The 15,612-nt window shown below is 74.4% G+C and carries 16 protein-coding genes; 8 read left to right on the top strand and 8 right to left on the bottom strand.

The annotated features are described in order from the left end of the window. Positions 1-822: hypothetical protein (locus tag ACIP67_RS07205; RefSeq protein ID WP_401688632.1), on the bottom strand; the 822-nt coding region annotated here is incomplete at its 3' end. A 59-nt stretch (positions 823-881) separates the two neighbouring features. Further along, a complete protein-coding gene (locus ACIP67_RS07200; protein WP_401688629.1) occupies positions 882-1,325 on the bottom strand; it encodes an ATP-binding protein in 444 nt (147 codons plus the stop codon). Positions 1,326-1,571: 246 nt separating this feature from the next. On the opposite strand from ACIP67_RS07200, the gene ACIP67_RS07195 reads away from it, so the two are divergent. Both ACIP67_RS07195 and ACIP67_RS07190 read left to right on the top strand, forming a co-directional pair. Then, positions 1,572-1,772 (top strand): DUF397 domain-containing protein, encoded by a 201-nt coding sequence (locus ACIP67_RS07195; RefSeq protein ID WP_401688626.1) that lies wholly within the window; start codon positions 1,572-1,574, stop codon positions 1,770-1,772. Continuing rightward, on the top strand, positions 1,760-1,951 hold the full coding sequence (locus ACIP67_RS07190; protein WP_401688623.1) for a DUF397 domain-containing protein: 192 nt from the start codon (positions 1,760-1,762) through the stop codon (positions 1,949-1,951). The genes ACIP67_RS07195 and ACIP67_RS07190 overlap by 13 nt, the downstream gene beginning before the upstream one ends. Positions 1,952-1,960: 9 nt before the next feature. Here the strand turns inward: ACIP67_RS07190 and ACIP67_RS07185 are convergent, their stop codons facing one another. The 3 genes from ACIP67_RS07185 to ACIP67_RS07175 all read right to left on the bottom strand — a co-directional run bounded on the left by ACIP67_RS07185 (position 1,961) and on the right by ACIP67_RS07175 (position 5,699). Next, positions 1,961-3,448, bottom strand: a complete 1,488-nt coding sequence (locus ACIP67_RS07185; RefSeq protein WP_401688621.1) for a cellulose binding domain-containing protein — start codon at positions 3,446-3,448, stop codon at positions 1,961-1,963. Between the two features lie 128 nt (positions 3,449-3,576). Then, entirely contained in the window at positions 3,577-4,986 is a 1,410-nt protein-coding gene (locus ACIP67_RS07180; RefSeq protein WP_401688618.1) for a sensor histidine kinase, read from the bottom strand. Beyond that, positions 4,983-5,699 carry a response regulator transcription factor gene (locus tag ACIP67_RS07175; RefSeq protein ID WP_401688616.1) on the bottom strand — a complete coding sequence of 239 codons (717 nt, stop codon included), beginning with the start codon at positions 5,697-5,699 and terminating at the stop codon, positions 4,983-4,985. The genes ACIP67_RS07180 and ACIP67_RS07175 overlap by 4 nt, the downstream gene beginning before the upstream one ends. 120 nt (positions 5,700-5,819) lie before the next feature. Here ACIP67_RS07175 and ACIP67_RS07170 point away from each other — a divergent pair, with 120 nt between their 5' ends. Next, the gene (locus tag ACIP67_RS07170) at positions 5,820-6,377 is read left to right on the top strand and encodes a hypothetical protein (RefSeq protein ID WP_401688613.1); all 558 of its coding nucleotides are present in this window, start codon (positions 5,820-5,822) and stop codon (positions 6,375-6,377) included. Positions 6,378-6,483: 106 nt separating this feature from the next. Here ACIP67_RS07170 and ACIP67_RS07165 read toward each other — a convergent pair whose 3' ends face one another. Continuing rightward, on the bottom strand, positions 6,484-7,353 hold the full coding sequence (locus ACIP67_RS07165) for a spermidine synthase (RefSeq protein ID WP_401688612.1): 870 nt from the start codon (positions 7,351-7,353) through the stop codon (positions 6,484-6,486). Between the two features lie 58 nt (positions 7,354-7,411). Beyond that, entirely contained in the window at positions 7,412-7,801 is a 390-nt protein-coding gene (locus ACIP67_RS07160; RefSeq protein ID WP_401688609.1) for a hypothetical protein, read from the bottom strand. 268 nt (positions 7,802-8,069) lie between these two features. Between ACIP67_RS07160 and ACIP67_RS07155 the strand changes: the two genes are divergently transcribed. After that, positions 8,070-9,485, top strand: coding sequence for a hypothetical protein (locus tag ACIP67_RS07155; RefSeq protein WP_401688606.1), 1,416 nt, complete (start codon positions 8,070-8,072; stop codon positions 9,483-9,485). Positions 9,486-9,821: 336 nt separating this feature from the next. Here ACIP67_RS07155 and ACIP67_RS07150 read toward each other — a convergent pair whose 3' ends face one another. Then, positions 9,822-10,421, bottom strand: a complete 600-nt coding sequence (locus ACIP67_RS07150) for a histidine phosphatase family protein (RefSeq protein WP_401688604.1) — start codon at positions 10,419-10,421, stop codon at positions 9,822-9,824. 213 nt (positions 10,422-10,634) lie between these two features. Here ACIP67_RS07150 and ACIP67_RS07145 point away from each other — a divergent pair, with 213 nt between their 5' ends. The 4 genes from ACIP67_RS07145 to ACIP67_RS07130 are packed head-to-tail and all read left to right on the top strand — an operon-like array spanning position 10,635 to position 15,610. After that, positions 10,635-11,612, top strand: a complete 978-nt coding sequence (locus tag ACIP67_RS07145; RefSeq protein WP_401688601.1) for a phosphatase PAP2 family protein — start codon at positions 10,635-10,637, stop codon at positions 11,610-11,612. Then, a complete protein-coding gene (locus ACIP67_RS07140) occupies positions 11,563-12,684 on the top strand; it encodes a hypothetical protein (RefSeq protein WP_401688598.1) in 1,122 nt (373 codons plus the stop codon). The genes ACIP67_RS07145 and ACIP67_RS07140 overlap by 50 nt, the downstream gene beginning before the upstream one ends. Continuing rightward, positions 12,675-14,273, top strand: coding sequence for a hypothetical protein (locus tag ACIP67_RS07135; protein WP_401688595.1), 1,599 nt, complete (start codon positions 12,675-12,677; stop codon positions 14,271-14,273). Before ACIP67_RS07140 ends, ACIP67_RS07135 begins: the two co-directional genes overlap by 10 nt. Beyond that, on the top strand, positions 14,270-15,610 hold the full coding sequence (locus tag ACIP67_RS07130) for an AAA domain-containing protein (protein WP_401688592.1): 1,341 nt from the start codon (positions 14,270-14,272) through the stop codon (positions 15,608-15,610). Before ACIP67_RS07135 ends, ACIP67_RS07130 begins: the two co-directional genes overlap by 4 nt. Positions 15,611-15,612: the final 2 nt, after the last annotated feature.

Here is a 15,612-nt window from a genome sequence, read left to right as displayed (position 1 = left end):
CCGCTCCCGAGCGGCATCGGGGACCTCGATCCCGCGCACCTCAAGAATGTGGAGGATGTCCTCGGCGCGGCCCTCGGCACGGCCCTCCGCGCGGCCCTTCACCTCGCCCCTGGCCTCGCCCTCGATGAGAGCTTCCTCGATGATGGTGCCGCTGCCGGGGAAACGGGGGGTGTACGTGGCCATCAGTTGCCTCCACAGTGCACGGGCCGGGGTGTCGCCCAGGCCGACTTCAGTGAATTCCGCCCAACGCTTCGCGGTCTCGCCGCCGGTGCCGTTCACCGCCGCCGCCAGCGCGTCCAGTATCGCAGGCAGGTCCGGATCCTTGGCGTGGGCGAGGGCGGAGAACACGGCGAGGGCGAGGTCCTCGCTCGCCTCGTCCGGGTCGACGACCGCGGGAACGTTGCCGGGGCCCAGGACGAGCGGGAAGACCGCCATGCTGGTGTGGACGGGCAGGCCGACCCGGACGGGTTCCGCCGCCCAGGAGGCGGTGGCCTTGTCCCGGCAGACCACCAGCAGGATCGGGGGGAGCTGGTACTTGGCGTAGAGGTGCGCCAGGTAGTACGTCCAACTGCTCGGCTTGTCCTGGTCCGGCTTGCCCTGTGCCTCGACGGCGAGCAGGAAGCTCCCGTCGTTCGCGGTGTCGACCTGGAGAAGGGTGTCCACCCGGCGTGCCAGCGGCCTGATCTCGGTGAGATCGGTGTCCAGGTGCTGGATCGCCGTGGGTTCGGGGAAGGGGATGCCCGCCCGGGGAAGGGCGCGGGCGACGAGCCCGGGATCCTCCCGGAAGATCTGGTGCATCGCCTCGTGCGCTGAACTGACCATGTGACGGAACGTAGGCGGCCGTCGGCTACCGCACGGGCCGTTTCGTGGCCATTTCAGCCTTACGAGTGAGTTTGGGCCTGATGTCCGAGCTCGAACCAGGTGGCTTTGCCCCGGCCGGGGCCATGGGCGCAGACGCCCCAGGCGTCGGCACCGGACGAGATCAGGTGGAGGCCGCGGCCCTCCTCGTCGTCCTGGGCGGGGGTTCGGGGGGTGGGCAGGCCCGGGGCTGCGTCGTGGACGAGGACGCGGAGGCGGTGGTGGGGGTCGAACCACCAGCCGGCATGGAGGGTGACGGGGGTGGTGCAGCCCTTGTCGGCGCAGGCGTTGATGGCGTTGGTGACGGCCTCGGAGGTGAGGAGGACGGCCGTGTCGGCGAGGTCGGCGTGGGGGGTGGCGAGGAGGAGGGTGCGGACTGCGTCGCGTGCGGTGCGGACCCAGACGGGGTGGGGCGGGAAGGTGAGCGAGACGCTTGGGGGGGTCGGGCGGGCGTCTACGCCGCCCACAGCCGGTCGTTCGTCATCTTCGGCACTGGCGTCCCCGAATTGGACACGGTCTACCTGGAGCACCCGACCAACTCGCTCCTCCTCTGGGATGGAGCTGAACTGGATGAGTACGCCAGAATGTTCGAGCGGCTCAGTGAGCTGGCGCTGGCGCCCGTCGACCCGGAAGCGGCACCCGAGTCGCACGAGTCACGCGACTCCCTGAGTCTCATCCAGCACGTGATGTACACCCTCTGAAAGGACCCCGCCGTGCCTCACCTCGTCTGGCAGAAGTCGTCGTTCAGCACCGGCGGCGAAGGCGAGTGCGTCGAGCTGGCGGCGTCCGCCCCCACCCGGCTCCACCTACGCGAGAGCGACCGCCCTCAGACGGTCGCTCTCGTGGCGCCCCGCGCCCTCGCGGGCCTGCTGCAAGCCGTGAAGGAGGGCAGCCGACCGCCATGCCCCCGCTGAACTGGCAGAAGTCGACGTTCAGCTCAGGCGGGGAGGGCAACTGCGTCGAGCTGGCGGCATCCGCCCCCGCGCGGCTCCACCTCCGCGAGAGCGACCGCCCTCAGACGGTCGCTCTCGTGGCGCCCCGCGCCCTCGCGGGCCTGCTGCACGCCGTGAAGGAGGGTGGGCTCAGCCGCTGAGCCCCGACGTCACTGGTAGGTGGCGAACGCCTTCGAGAACGCGCCGGCGTCCTGGACGATCGAGCTGCACGTGGGGTCGGCGTAGGTCTTGGCGCCGCCCGTGCACTGCTTGTCGCGGGTGGCGGACCACATCGACAGCCAGCCGAGTCCCTTGGACTTCGCGAAGGCGACGAGCTGGGTGGCGTCGTCGACCGTGAAGATCTCGGAGGTGACGTCGTTGACGCCGATCATCGGGGTGACGGCGACGGCCTTCCAGGCGGCGGCGTCGCTCAGGCCGAGGACGCTCTTGATCTGGGCCTGGGTGGCGGTGGCCGCCTGCTCGGCGTAGGTGCCCATGTCGCCGCTGTAGGCCGCGCCGTAGTCCATCGCCATGATGTTGACGCTGCTGATCGCCACGCCGTTGGTCTTCGCGTTGGCCAGCAGGTTCACGCCGTCCTGGGTCAGGCCCTCCGGCATCACGGGGAGGGTGAAGGAGACGTCCAGGTCGGGGTGGAGCTGCTGGAGCGTGGCGATCGCCTGGGCGCGGCGGGTGTTCGCGGCCGTGTTCGGCAGCGCGCCGCCCTCGACGTCGAAGTCGACCTTGGTGAGGCCGTAGGCGTCCACGACCTTGCCGTACGCCGCCGCCAGCGCATCCGCCGACGAGCAGGTGGTGCCCAGCTCGGAGCCGGCCGCGCCGCCGAAGGAGACCCGGACGTCACCGCCCTCGGCGCGCAGGGCGCCGATCTGGGCGGCGACGGCATCGGTGGCGAGGTCGGTGACGCCACCCCACTTGGGCGTACAGCCGCCGCCGTCGGTGACGAAGGCGAGGTTGTACTCCTTCACGCCGGTCGCGGACGCGTGGGCGAGGAGGTCGAAGGCGGGGTAGAGGGAGGTGTCGACGTAGGGGACGAAGCCGGCGGAGGCCGTGGTGCCGGACCCCGTGCCGGTGCCGGTGCTCGCCGAGGGGGAGGCGGTGGCCGTCGGGGCCGAGGCGGTGGCGCTCGGGCTCGCGGTGGCCGTCGGGGTCGCCGTGGCCGTCGGGGTCGCGCTCGCGGTCTGCGTCGGGCGGCCGCTCGGCTCGGGGGTCGCGCCTTCGTCGGCCGAGCAGCGGGCGCCGTCGACGCGGCAGCCGGACGGATCGCCGCTGCCGTTGACGACGAACCCGACGGTGACCGACTCACCGGCCGCGAGACCGTCGGTGTCCCACTTGGGGGGCGTCACGGTGACGTGCTGTCCGCTGACGCCCGACTCCGCGTTCCACAGGGAGCTGATTCTGGAACCGGCCGGCAGATCGAACTCGAGGGTCCAGTCGTCCTTCACGGCACCGCTGTTGTTCGTGACGACGTACTGCGCGGTGTACCCCGTCGACCAGTCGCTGGTCTTCGTGTACGCGGCGCCGACCCCGGCCGCCTGGGCGGTGCCGGTGAGCAGGACCGCGCCGCCGCCGACCACGGCCGCGGCGACCACGCCGCCGATCGCCTTGTTCCTGCCGCTGACCTTGCGCCGGTGCGTACTCATGGCGTGCCTGCCTTCGTGGTTCACGGGGGTTCCAGGGAGGTCCCGGAGGGGGACGCGGCAGCACGCTAGCGAGACCGAATCGGGCAAACCGCCTGATCGGGGCGGGGGTTGGCGATCTTAGGGTGCGCTTAAGGAAGGGATCGGGGGCGGTTAAAGGTGGCGGCCGTTCTGCCCAGCCGGCGTCTGCGCACCGCACCCCGGTGTCCTCTGCGCCCCGGCTCCCGCCCGGTCCGCCCGTCGACCTGGAGCCAGATCCGCACCTCGGTGCCGCCCAGCACCGACGAGCCGATCCGTACGTCGCCGCCGGTCGACTCCGCGAGCCGGCGCACGATGTCCAGGCCCAGCCCGGTCGACCCGGCGCTCCCGGACCCCCGGCCTCGTGCCATCGCCGCCTCGGGGTCGGGTATGCCGTGCCCCGCGTCCGACACCAGGACGATCACCGCGTCCTCGCCGTTGTGCACGTCCACCGCGAAGGCCGTGCCCTCGGGGGTGTGCCGGAAGACGTTGCCGAGCAGGGCGTCCAGCGCGGCCGCGAGATCGGCGCGGGCCACGGGTATGCGCACCGGACGGTCGACGCCGGCCAGCCGCACCGTGCGGCCCTCGTCCTCCGCGAGCGCCGACCAGAACGCCATCCGCTCCCGGACGACCTCGGCCGCGTCGCACCCGGCGCCCGGGCCCGCCGCCGCGGTCTGCGGCTTGGCCTCGCGGGCCGTGCGGATGATGGTGTCGACCTCGCGTTCGAGCTGGGCGACCGCGGCCCGGGTCTGTTCGGCGGCCGGTGAGTCGCCGAGGGAGGCGGCGTTGAGCCGCAGCACGGTCAGCGGGGTGCGCAGCCGGTGGGAGAGGTCGGCGGCCAGCTCCCGTTCGTTCGCCAGGAGCTGGACGACCTGGTCGGCCATGGAGTTGAACGCGACCGCCGCCAGCCGCAGTTCGTTCGGCCCCTCCTCGGGGACGCGGACGCCGAGTTTCCCCTCCCCCAGTTCGTGGGCGCCCTCGGCCAGCCGCTGGGCGGGCTGCACCATCCGCACGCCCAGCCGGTCGGCGACCGCGACCGAGCCGACGACCAGCGCGACGCCGACCGCCGCGAGCACCGCCCAGGCCGTGGCGACGCCGTTGCTGACCTCGGACTCGGGGACGTACACCTCGACGACCACGGTCCCGAGGCTGAGCGCGACGGGCTGGAGCAGGGCGGAGCCGCCGGGCACCTCGGCGGTGGAGGCGCGGCCCAGCTCGCGGACGGCGTCGATGTCCGCGCCGGTGGCGCGCTGTCGGCCGAGCTCGACGGCGGCCCGGCCGTCGCTCGCCGGGATGTGCACCGCCATCCCGTCGTCGGAGCCGGCGGAGGCGACGACCCGCTCCAGCTGCTCGCGGTCGGTGGTGATGGACAGCGCGGGGACCACGACGGCGGCCTCCCGCTCGGCGTTGGAGAAGGCGCGGTCGCGGGCCATCTCCTTGATGACCAGGCCGAGCGGGACCGCGAAGGCGACCACGACCATCGCGGTGACCGCCAGGCAGACCTTGACCAGTGCCCATCTCATCGCGGCGGCTCCCCGTCCGACTCCATGACGGGCGGTTCCAGCTTCACGCCGACGCCCCGCAGGGTGTGCAGATAGCGCGGGCGGGCCGCCGTCTCGCCCAGCTTGCGGCGCAGCCAGGACAGATGGACGTCGATGGTCTGGTCGTCGCCGTAGGACTGCTGCCAGACCTCGGCGAGCAGTTCCCGGCGCGGGACGACGACGCCGGGGCGGCCGGCGAGGAAGGCGAGCAGGTCGAACTCGCGGCGGGTGAGGTCGAGCCGGACGCCGTCCAGCTCGGCCTGGCGGCGCAGCGGGTCGACGGTGAGACCGCCCACGCGCAGGACGGAGGAGGGCGGGGCGTCCCCGGCGCCGGCGCGGGAGCGGCGCAGGACGGCCGCCATGCGCGCCGAGAGGTGCTCCACCGAGAAGGGCTTGGTCAGATAGTCGTCCGCCCCCGCGTTCAGCAGCCGGACGATCTCCGTCTCGTCGTCGCGGGCGGTCGCGATGATGACGGGCACGTCCGTGATGCCGCGCAGCATCTTCAGGGCCTCGGAGCCGTCCAGGTCGGGCAGTCCGAGGTCCAGGACGACCACGTCGAAGCGGAAATGGGCGACCTCGCGCAGCGCCTCCAGTGCCGTCCCGACGCTGCGCACGGTGTGCGAGGCCTCGGTCAGGTGCCGGATGAGCGCGGAGCGTACGAACTGGTCGTCCTCGACGACGAGCACACTTGCCATGCGCCGCACCGTACGCCATGCGGGCGACGGGCATTCGGGCCTGTGGACAACTCGGCTCCTGTGGACGACCGGTGGGCCGTCCGTGCGGCACCCGTGGCGCGTGGGGCAAGATGGCCCGCGATGCGCAGAGCACTCGTACACGTACTGGCCTGGACGCTCGCCACGGGCGCGGCGACCACGCTGTCGTGGTGGGGTGTCCACACGGTCATGGCGGGCACCGCGTACGACCCGCCGCGGGCCGTGCCGCTGGCGGCCGGGGACACGGCCGCGCGGGAGTCGGAGACTCCGACGCAGGTGCCGACGTCGGCGCCGGTGTCGGCGTCGGCGTCGCCCGAGGGCCGTCCGGCGTCCTCCGCGAGCCCCTCGCCCAGCCCGTCGCCGGAGCCGAGCCGCACGTCCCGCTCGCCCACCCCCTCGGAACCGTCCTCGACGGCGGTCGCCTCGCCGACCCCCACCGGGCGGGTCCGCAGCTACGACACCGACGGCGGGCGGGTGGTGTTCGAGCTCCAGGCGGCCTCCGCGACGCTCGTCTCGGCGACGCCGGACGCGGGCTGGTCGATGCAGGTGTGGAAGACGGAGACCTGGATCCGTGTGGAGTTCACCTCGGGCGCGGACCATGTGTCGGTGTTCTGCACCTGGCACGACGGGCCGCCGCGGGTGGAGGTCGGCACCTACTGAGGTGCGGCGCGCCCACTGGGATGCCCGGCGCCCGCTGAGATGCCGCGCGCCCACTGGGATGACGCGCGCCCGCCGAGGCGCGCCGCCGGACCGGCCGGACCCGGCCCTACCGAAACGTGTCGGGCGGCGGGGCCGGTGACGCCACCGCCGAGGCGTCGCCGACCGGGGCGGCGCCGCCGGTGAAGTCGGTGAGCGCCCTGCCGTGCTCGACCCGGCCGGGGTGCGGGTCGGAGGCGGCGCGGCGGGTCAGTTCGGCGACCGGCAGGGGGAGGTCGCAGGCGACGAGGACGGCGTTGCCGAACCGCTTGCCGCGCAGCACGGTCGGGTCGGCGACGAGGGCGAGTTCCGGGAAGCGGGCGGCGGCGGTGGCGATCTGGCCGCGCAGGTGGGCGAGCGGGGGGCCGTCGGCGAGGTTGGCGGCGTAGAGCCCGCCGGGCCGGAGCGCCCTGCGGACCTCGTCGAGGAACTCGGTGGAGGTCAGGTGGGCGGGGGTGCGGGCGCCGCTGAACACGTCGGCGATGACGAGGTCGGCCCACCCCTCGGGCACCTTGAGCAGTCCCTCACGGGCGTCGACGGACCTGACCCGGATCCGGACGCCGGGGTCCAGCGGCAGCTCACGGCGGACCAGTTGGACGAGGCGGGCGTCCCGCTCGACGACCTGCTGGGTGGAGCGGGGGCGGGTCGCGGCGACGTACCGGGCGAGGGAGAGGGCGCCACCGCCGAGGTGGACGACGTGCAGGGGCCTGCCGGGCGGTGCGGCGAGGTCGATGACGTGGCCGAGCCGTCGCTGGTATTCGAAGGAGAGGAACCGCGGGTCGTCGAGGTCCACGTGCGACTGCGGCGCGCCGTCGACGAGGAGGGTCCAGGCCCTCGTACGGTCCCGGTCGGGTATGAGCTGTGCGAGGCCGCCGTCGACGGCCTCGGCCACGGTGGCCTCGGTGTCCCGTCCGCGCCGGGAGTTCCTGGACTTTCCCATGCGGGCATTTTCGCAGCCGGGGCGGAGAAGGACTGCGCCGACCGCCGTCCCCCGCCGCCTACCGGCACGCGTCCGCCGCCTCGATCGTGCGGGCCGCCTCCCCCAGCGCGCGCCGCAGCACCGCCGGGGGGTGCGTCACGAGGTCGGCCTCGCCGGGTGGGACCAGCCAGTCCGAGCCCTCCACCGGGGGCTCGGGGTCGAGTCTCAGTCCCCGCCCCTCGGTCTCCGTACAGGTGCTTCCCGGGACGTCCCAGGCGGCCGCGGTGCCCGGCGGCACGAGGAAGGCGAGGGTGTCGCCCCCGTCGTCGTGGAGCACGGGCCCCACCCCGTCCCCCGCGGCCCGGCGCAGGATGTCGACCGCCTCCAGCCCGTGCCGGGTCGGCACCGTCACCAGGTCACAGGCCGTCACCGACGGCGTACAAGGATCGTTGCTCTGGCTGGTCACCATGCCGGCCTCCACCGCGCAGCCCTCTTGCAGTCCGCAGTGGTCAACGCGTCACACCGTCAACGGCTACGGCGGAAGTCCGCCGCAAAGGATGGCAGTTCATGGCAGATCGTGGATGAGATATCCGGTTTGTAGCCAAACACTGCGTGGCGACACAGCAACAGCAGGTACGTTCTTGCCCGCTGGAGACCGGGGTGAGCGCCGCGCGAAGAGGCGGTCGGTCCACCGGGAATCCGGCATGGTTCGACGGTTCGCACGAGAGGACCCGGCCATGGCGTCGTCAACGGTGCCCCCACCCCGGCCCAACCGGCCACCACGGCCCAATCTCGCTTTCCGGCATCTGCGCGGACAGCGTTCGCCGGCCGAGTTCGCCGCGCTGGTACGGCGGGCCGCACGCGAGATCGGCGAGGGGGTCAGCTGTGACGCGCGTTACATCGGCCGGGTCGAGGCGGGGGAGATCCGTTGCCCCAACTACGCGTACGAACGGGTGTTCCTGCATATGTTCCCCGGCCGCACGCTCACCGATCTGGGGTTCGCGCCCCGCTCGTCCGTACGCGGGCGAGGGGCACGGACGACCGAGGACGCGCCGTGCGTGGATGAGACGCACGGGGTGTCCGAGCCGTATGACCCGCAGGACACGTACGACACGCACCACAACCACGAGGAGAGCGACGTGCTGCGTCGCGCATTCATGACCGGCGGAGGCGCCACGGTGGCCGCCGCCTCGCTGGGGCCCCTGGGACTCGCCCTGGACGCATCGGCGGCCGAACGGCCCGTGCGCCGTGTCGGGGCGGGCGAGGCGAGCGCCCTCGAAGAAGCGGTCCGCAAGATCCGGCTGCTGGACGACCGGCACGGCGCCGACGGCCTCTACCGGCGCGCGGCGGCACCGCTGCGCGCCGCGTACGCGCTGCTGGACGCCGGCACCACCCGGCAGGCGACCGCCGACCGGCTCCACTCGGGCGCCGGGGAGCTCGCCATCTCGGTGGGCTGGCTGGCGCACGACTCGGGGCGTTTCGACGACGCACGCTCGCACTACGCGGAGGCCCTCGCCACCGCCCGGACGGCCGGGGACGAGGCGCTGGAGGCGCACGCCTTCTGCAACACGGCCTTCCTCGCGCGGGACGCGGGCCGGCCGCGCGAGGCCGTGCGCGCCGCGCAGGCCGCCCAGCGCGTCGCGCGGCCCCTCGGCTCCGCCCGGCTGATGTCGCTGCTCGCGCTGCGCGAGGCGGGCGGCTGGGCCGGGCTCGCCGACCGCACCGGCTGCGAACAGGCCCTCGCGCGGGCGCAGGCCCTCTACGGGCGGGGCTCCTCGGACGCCGACCCCGAATGGATGAGCTTCTACGGCGAGGCCGAGCTGGAGGGGCTGGAGGCGCAGTGCTGGTCCACCCTGGGCGACTGGCCGCGCGCGGCCCGGCACGCCCGGCGGGCGGCGCAGCTCCAGGACCCCCACTTCACGCGGAACATCGCCCTCTACACCGCGGAGCTGGCGGACGACCTCGCGCGCGGAGGACGGCCGGACGAGGCCGCGGCGGCGGGGATGCGGGTGCTGGACCTGCTGGGGCAGGTCCAGTCGTCGCGGATCCAGACGATGCTGGCGGGTACGGCACGGGTACTGCTGCCGCACCGGCGGGCCACGGGGGTGTCGGATTTCCTGGAACGGCACGCCTCCGCGCCCCGCACGGTGTAGTGCCCTGCACGGTGTAGTGCCCTGCACGGTGTAGTGCCCTGCACGGTGTAGTGCCCTGCACGGTGTAGCGCCCCGCACGGTCCGGTCGTCCCGGAACCGCGCGTCCCTCGGACCCGCGCGACGGCGACCGTGCCGTCGGCCCCGCGCGCGCGGCAGGGAACATGGCATCGGACCCGCGTGACAGGGCCCGCGCCTTCGGACCCGCGACGGCGACCGTACCGTCGGACCCGCGCGGCGGGGAACATGGCATCGGACCGCACGGCGGGGACCGTGGCGTCGCCCGGCGGCGACGCGGCCACCCGGTCCCCCGACGTGCGGGGCGGGCGGCGTGCCGGATCAGTCCGCGGTCAGGTGCCCGCGGTCGTTCCAGCTCTCGATCGCCGGTTCCCCGTAGGCCCAGCCGAGGACCGACAGCGACGTCGGGTACAGCCGTATCCGTGCCGCGAAGTCCAGCGGCAGGCCCAGCCAGCGCGCCCCGATCGACCGCAGGATGTGCCCGTGGGCGAAGACCAGCACGTCCCGGTCGGCGGACCGGGCCCACTCGACCACCTCGTCCGCGCGCGCGGTGACCTCGGCGAGGCTCTCCCCGTCGGGCACGCCGTCGCGCCAGATGAGCCAGCCGGGACGGACGGCCTGGATCTCGGCGGGCGTCATGCCCTCGTAGGCGCCGTAGTGGAACTCCATGAGCGTGTCCCACGCGGTGGCCCGCTCGCCGAAGCCGGCCAGCTCGCACGTCTCCCGCGCGCGGGCCAGCGGGCTGGTGCGGACCTCGACGCCGGGGAGGCCGTCGAACGGCGCCCGGTGCAGCCGCTCGCCGAGCAGCTTGGCGCCCCGGCGGCCCTCCTCCAGCAGCGGGATGTCCGTCCTGCCGGTGTGCTTGCCGGACAACGACCACTCGGTCTGTCCGTGCCGGGCCAGCAGGATGCGCGGTGCCATGGGGGACCTTTCCGGGGGTAACCCTGAGAGAACCAAGGGATGAGTCGACGGCGGAACCCTTCCATCATCGCTCACCCTGGAACAGGGCAACCCGGGGGGCGATCTCTGCGTCTTTGAGGGCCGGGGGCGTCCGGGGAGGGCGCGCGCTCACGCCGTAAAGTGGCACCTCCCGTGCCACTGCCGGCGCAGCGACGAGAAGGGGGAGGCGATCGGATGCCGCAGACCGAGTCACCGGGCACCGAGGCCGCGGTCCCGCGGAGCCGGCTGCGCTGGTGGACCGAACTGCCGCTGATCCTGCTGGTGTACGCCTGCTACTCGGCCGGCCGGCTGCTCGCCCGAGGGGACGTCGGCACCGCCGTCGACCACGGTCTGGCGATCCTGCGCATCGAGAAGTTCCTCCACATCAACGCCGAACACCCGCTGAACCGCCTCTTCCGCAGCGAGCCGTGGATCGGCGTGCCGGCGGACTTCTGGTACGCGTCGCTGCACTACCTGGTGACACCGGTGCTGCTGGTCTGGCTGTTCCGCTCGCGTGCCGGGCACTACCGGGCGGCCCGCACCTGGCTGATGACGTCGACGTTCCTCGGCCTGATCGGCTTCACCCTGCTGCCCACCTGCCCGCCCCGGCTGCTGGCCGCGGAGCACGGCTTCGTGGACACCATGGCCCAGTACAGCTCGTGGGGCTGGTGGGGCGGCGAGGCGAGCGCGCCGCGCGGGCTGGGCGGCATGACCAACCAGTACGCGGCGATGCCGAGCCTGCACGTGGGATGGGCGCTGTGGTGCGGGGTGATGCTGTGGCGCCACGGCGGCACCCGGGCGGCGCGGGTGGCGGGTGTCGTGTACCCGCTGGTGACCACGATCGTGGTGATGGGCACCGCGAACCACTACTTCCTCGACGCGCTCGCGGGCGCCGCCGTGATGGGTGCGGGCCTGCTGCTGACGCCGCTGGTGCTGCGCCGCGCGGAGCGGATCCGGGCCTGGTACGCGCTCCGCGTGCCGCGCCCCGCGGTGCGTGTCCCGTCCGTCCCGGCGGCCTCCGGGGGCGCGGAGGCCCCGATTGTCAGTGGCGGATGCCAGACTTCCCCGGGTGAGCGAATTCCACGGCAGCGCGAGTCACGGTTCGGGCCCCCGGCCGAGCCGGGTGCCTCCCCCTCGGACGCGGGGGACGGCGCTCCGGCAGCGGCTCGCTGACCTGCGCGGTCCCGACGTACCCGCCAAGGCTCTGGACGCCCGCGCACTCGCGGCGCTCGCCGCGAACCCGGGGTGCAGGCGGCGCGCGCTCCTCGACGGCGCCGGGGTGGACAAGGCGGCGCTGGCGGGCGCGCTGGGATCGCCGTCGGCCTTCGGCCAGTCGCAGTTCGCCCTCACCCGGGGCAACGCGTTCGAGGCGAAGGTGAAGGCGGACGGCGGCGCGGAGCTGCTGCGCCTGGTGCACGAGAAGCTGGACCCGCGCGCCCCCGCGCCCGCCGGGGCGAGCGTCCCCGACCTGTCGGCGGCCGGCCCCGAGGGCCGCACCGCCCGGACGGCACTGGCGCTGCGCGAGGCCGCCGAGGCGGCCGGCACCTGGACCCTGCTCGACCACCCGATGCTCGCGCTCGACGTGGCCGGCTCCCCCGCCTTCCTGGAACCGGACGCGGTGGTGGTGCACCCGGACGGCGGCTGGACGGTCGTGGAGATCAAGTCGTTCCCGATGCTGGACGGGTCGGCGGACCCGGCGAAGGTCGGCGCGGCGGCCCGCCAGGCCGCGGTGTACGTGCTGGCGCTGGAGGAGGTCGCCGCCCGCCTCGACCCCGCGCCGCAGGTGCGCCACCAGGTCCTGCTGGTCTGCCCGAAGGACTTCTCCAACCTGCCCACCGCGTCCGCCGTGGACGTCCGCAAGCAGCGCGCGGTCACCGGCCGCCAGCTGGCCCGGCTCACCCGCATCCAGGACATTGCCGACGCCCTCCCGGAGGGCACCTGCTTCTCCCCCGACCTGCCCGGCGAACAGCTCACGGCGGCGGTCGCGTCGGTCCCGGCGACCTACGCGCCCGAGTGCCTGGCCGCGTGCGAGCTGGCGTTCCACTGCCGCGACCGCTCCCGCGCGGCCGGCGCGGTGACCACGCTGGGCCGCCCGGTCCGCGCCGAGCTGGGCGGGCTGACGACGGTCGAGGAGGTGCTGGCGGCCGCGCGCGGGGAGACCGGCGATCCGGACGACCCGGCGGTGGCGGCCCTGCGCCGGGCGGCACGGTTGCGCGGCGAGGCCCTGGGGGCGATGTGTCGCTGATCGCCACGCTCGCCCGGCTCGAGGCCGTCGCCACCGGCCGGGCGCAGCCCGCCGCCACCGTCCGCCACCGGCACCTGTCCGACCGCCCGCTGGTGTTCGTGCCGCTGACCACCGCCGGTGAGGCCGGCGCCCCGCTGGGCGCGCTGGTCGGCACCGACCGGGACGCGCCGCGCCTGCTGGTCGTCCCGCAGCCGCGCGACCGCGACCTCAGGTTCGCGTTCCTCGCCGAGCTGGCCGACACGGTGCTGCCGTACATCGACTCCTACGCCGACACCGTCGAGGCCGCCGAGCGCAACGAGACCGACCCGGAGACCGGCAAGCGGGTCAAGGTCGAGGTCGAGCTGTGCGCCGACGCGCCCCAGCTGATCGTCCCGAGCCGCGCCGGCGTCGACTTCGTCCGCCTGCTGGGCCGCTCCATGCGCTTCCGGCGTACGGCGGAGCAGGACCCCGAGACGCCGTACCCGGCGCCCCCGCGCGTGCCGCTGCTCGGGCGGTGGCTGACGCACTTCGGGGAGCGGGCCCGGGTACCGGGATCCTCACTGCTGACGGCGCTGACGGAGGTGCTGGGCCGGCACTGGGCGACCGGGCAGTCCAGCCTGGAGGACCAGCACCTGGGGGCGCTGCTCGCCTGGATCGACCCGCCCGAGGGCGCCACGGGTGCCGAGGCGGCGCTGCGGGCCGAACTGGCGCGCGACGCGGAGGGCCAGCTGCTGTGCCCGCCGGCCGGCCCGGCCACCGACCCGGCGTTCGACAACAAGCTGCTCGCCCCCGCCATCGAGCGCTACGACCGGGCGCGCACCGCCCTGGCCGCCGCCGAGGACGGTCTCCAGGCCGACGACCGGCTCGGCGCGCTGACCGCCGCCGAGCGGGAGATCCGCGCCCTGGTCGAGAGCCGGACGCGGCCCACCTGGGACGCGGTGTGGCGCGGGCTGGACCTGCTGCGGACGCTGCCCGAGGGCGCGCACGTCGAGGAGCGGTGGACGCGGGACCGCTGGTCGTTCACCGGCCACCGCGACCGGGTCCTGGCCGGCGAGCCTCCGCAGCCGCGCCGCGACGACGCGGTCACCGCCGCCAACAAGCTCGCCACGCGCGAGCGGGAACAGGCCCGGCTGGAGGCGCAGGAGGCCCTCGACGACCCGCTGGTGATGGCGGGGCGGCGGCTGGCCGGGGAGGCGTTCGCGGGCGAGGTCGTCGACGTCGTCATGGCCTACAGCGAGGGCAGACGGCCGAGTCCGCGTCCGCTGGTCACCGTGCGCACGGACGACCGGCCGCACCTCGGGGAGCGGGCGAAGGTGTTCCGGTCGCTGGGCGGCAAGCCGCAGGCGGCGGAGTTCGTCGAGCGGCAGGGCGAGGACGACGAGGGCCTGCTGGTGCTGCGGATCGTCGACAAGATGGGGCGCGGCAAGGAGCCGGAGAAGGGCTCGGTGCCCGAGAAGGGCGAGCGGGTGTGCTTCACCCTCTTCGAGCACGAGCAGCGCGGCGGCGCGAAGCTGCCCGACCCGGAGCAGACACCGTGGACGCACGGCGGGCCGCCCGGGGAGCAGGCGCCCGAAGCGCCCGATTCCGTCACCCAGGAGGACGTGCTGTGACCACCCAGGCCGCGTTCGACCCCGGTACGGCCGCCGCCCGCGCGACCGACGCGATCCTCCACGACACGCTGCACGGCACGGCGCGCGGCGTGGTAGTGGACTCCCCGCCCGGTGCCGGCAAGTCCACGCTCGTCGTCCGCGCGGCGCTGGAACTGGCGGACGCCGGGCGCCCCCTGATGGTGGTGGCGCAGACCAACGCCCAGGTCGACGACCTGGTCCTGCGGCTCGCCGAGAAGAGCCCCGAGCTGCCGGTGGGCCGGCTGCACAGCAGCGACGCCGACGCGTACGACAAGGCGCTGGACGACCTGGCGAACGTACGGAAGTCGGCGAAGGCGGCCGATCTGGCCGGGCTGCCCGTGGTGATCTCCACGGCGGCGAAGTGGGCGCACGTAAAGGTCGACGAGCCGTGGCGGCACGCGATCGTGGACGAGGCGTACCAGATGCGCTCGGACGGTCTGCTGGCCGTGGCGGGGCTGTTCGAGCGGGCGCTGTTCGTGGGCGACCCGGGGCAGCTGGACCCGTTCGCGATCGTGGGCAGCGAGCAGTGGGCGGGCCTGTCCTACGATCCGTCGGCGTCGGCGGTGACGACGCTGCTCGCCCACAACCCGCGGCTGCCGCAGCACCGGCTGCCGGTGTCGTGGCGGCTGCCGGCGTCGGCGGCCCCGCTGGTCTCGGACGCGTTCTATCCGTACACCCGGTTCCGCAGCGGCACCGGCCACGGCGACCGGCGGCTGTCCTTCGGCGTCCCGTCGGACGGCTCCGCCCCCGACCGGGTGATCGACGAGGCGGCGGAGTCGGGCTGGGGCCTGCTGGAGCTGCCCGCCCGCCACACGCCGCGCACGGACCCGGAGGCGGTCCGGGCGGTCGCGACGGTGGTGCGGCGGCTGCTGGACCGGGACGGCGCGGCCGTCTCGGAACGCTCCCCGGCCCCGACGCGGCTGACCGCCGACCGGGTTGCCGTCGGCACGGCCCACCGCGACCAGGCGGCGGCGGTCCGGGCGGCCCTCGCCGAGCTCGGCGTGGCGGACGTCACCGTGGACACGGCGAACCGGCTCCAGGGCCGGGAGTTCGACGTCACCGTCGTCCTCCACCCCCTCTCCGGCCGCCCCGACGCCACCGCCTTCCACCTGGAGACGGGCCGCCTGTGCGTCCTCGCCTCCCGGCACCGGCACGCGTGCATCGTGGTGTGCCGGGCGGGGGTGGGCGACCTCCTGGACGACTATCCGTCGACGGAGCCGGTGCAGCTGGGGACGCTCGTGAAGTTCCCGGACGGCTGGGACGCCAACCACGCGGTGCTGGCCCACCTGGCGGAGCACCGCGTGACGTGGCGACCGTGAGC

It is taken from the genome of Streptomyces sp. NPDC088812 (assembly GCF_044750285.1).
Taxonomy (GTDB): domain Bacteria; phylum Actinomycetota; class Actinomycetes; order Streptomycetales; family Streptomycetaceae; genus Streptomyces.
The sequence above is the reverse complement of the archived record's forward strand: the minus strand, read 5'-3'. Positions and strand labels throughout refer to the sequence as shown.

Bases quoted from the DNA above. Each gene is read 5' to 3' on its own strand.
- ACIP67_RS07190 (WP_401688623.1), top strand. From the start codon at position 1,760: ATGCCCCCGCTGAACTGGCAGAAGTCGACGTTCAGCTCAGGCGGGGAG.
- ACIP67_RS07185 (WP_401688621.1), bottom strand. From the start codon at position 3,448: ATGAGTACGCACCGGCGCAAGGTCAGCGGCAGGAACAAGGCGATCGGC.
- ACIP67_RS07180 (WP_401688618.1), bottom strand. From the start codon at position 4,986: ATGAGATGGGCACTGGTCAAGGTCTGCCTGGCGGTCACCGCGATGGTC.
- ACIP67_RS07175 (WP_401688616.1), bottom strand. From the start codon at position 5,699: ATGGCAAGTGTGCTCGTCGTCGAGGACGACCAGTTCGTACGCTCCGCG.
- ACIP67_RS07170 (WP_401688613.1), top strand. From the start codon at position 5,820: ATGCGCAGAGCACTCGTACACGTACTGGCCTGGACGCTCGCCACGGGC.
- ACIP67_RS07165 (WP_401688612.1), bottom strand. From the start codon at position 7,353: ATGGGAAAGTCCAGGAACTCCCGGCGCGGACGGGACACCGAGGCCACC.
- ACIP67_RS07160 (WP_401688609.1), bottom strand. From the start codon at position 7,801: ATGGTGACCAGCCAGAGCAACGATCCTTGTACGCCGTCGGTGACGGCC.
- ACIP67_RS07155 (WP_401688606.1), top strand. From the start codon at position 8,070: ATGGCGTCGTCAACGGTGCCCCCACCCCGGCCCAACCGGCCACCACGG.
- ACIP67_RS07150 (WP_401688604.1), bottom strand. From the start codon at position 10,421: ATGGCACCGCGCATCCTGCTGGCCCGGCACGGACAGACCGAGTGGTCG.
- ACIP67_RS07145 (WP_401688601.1), top strand. From the start codon at position 10,635: ATGCCGCAGACCGAGTCACCGGGCACCGAGGCCGCGGTCCCGCGGAGC.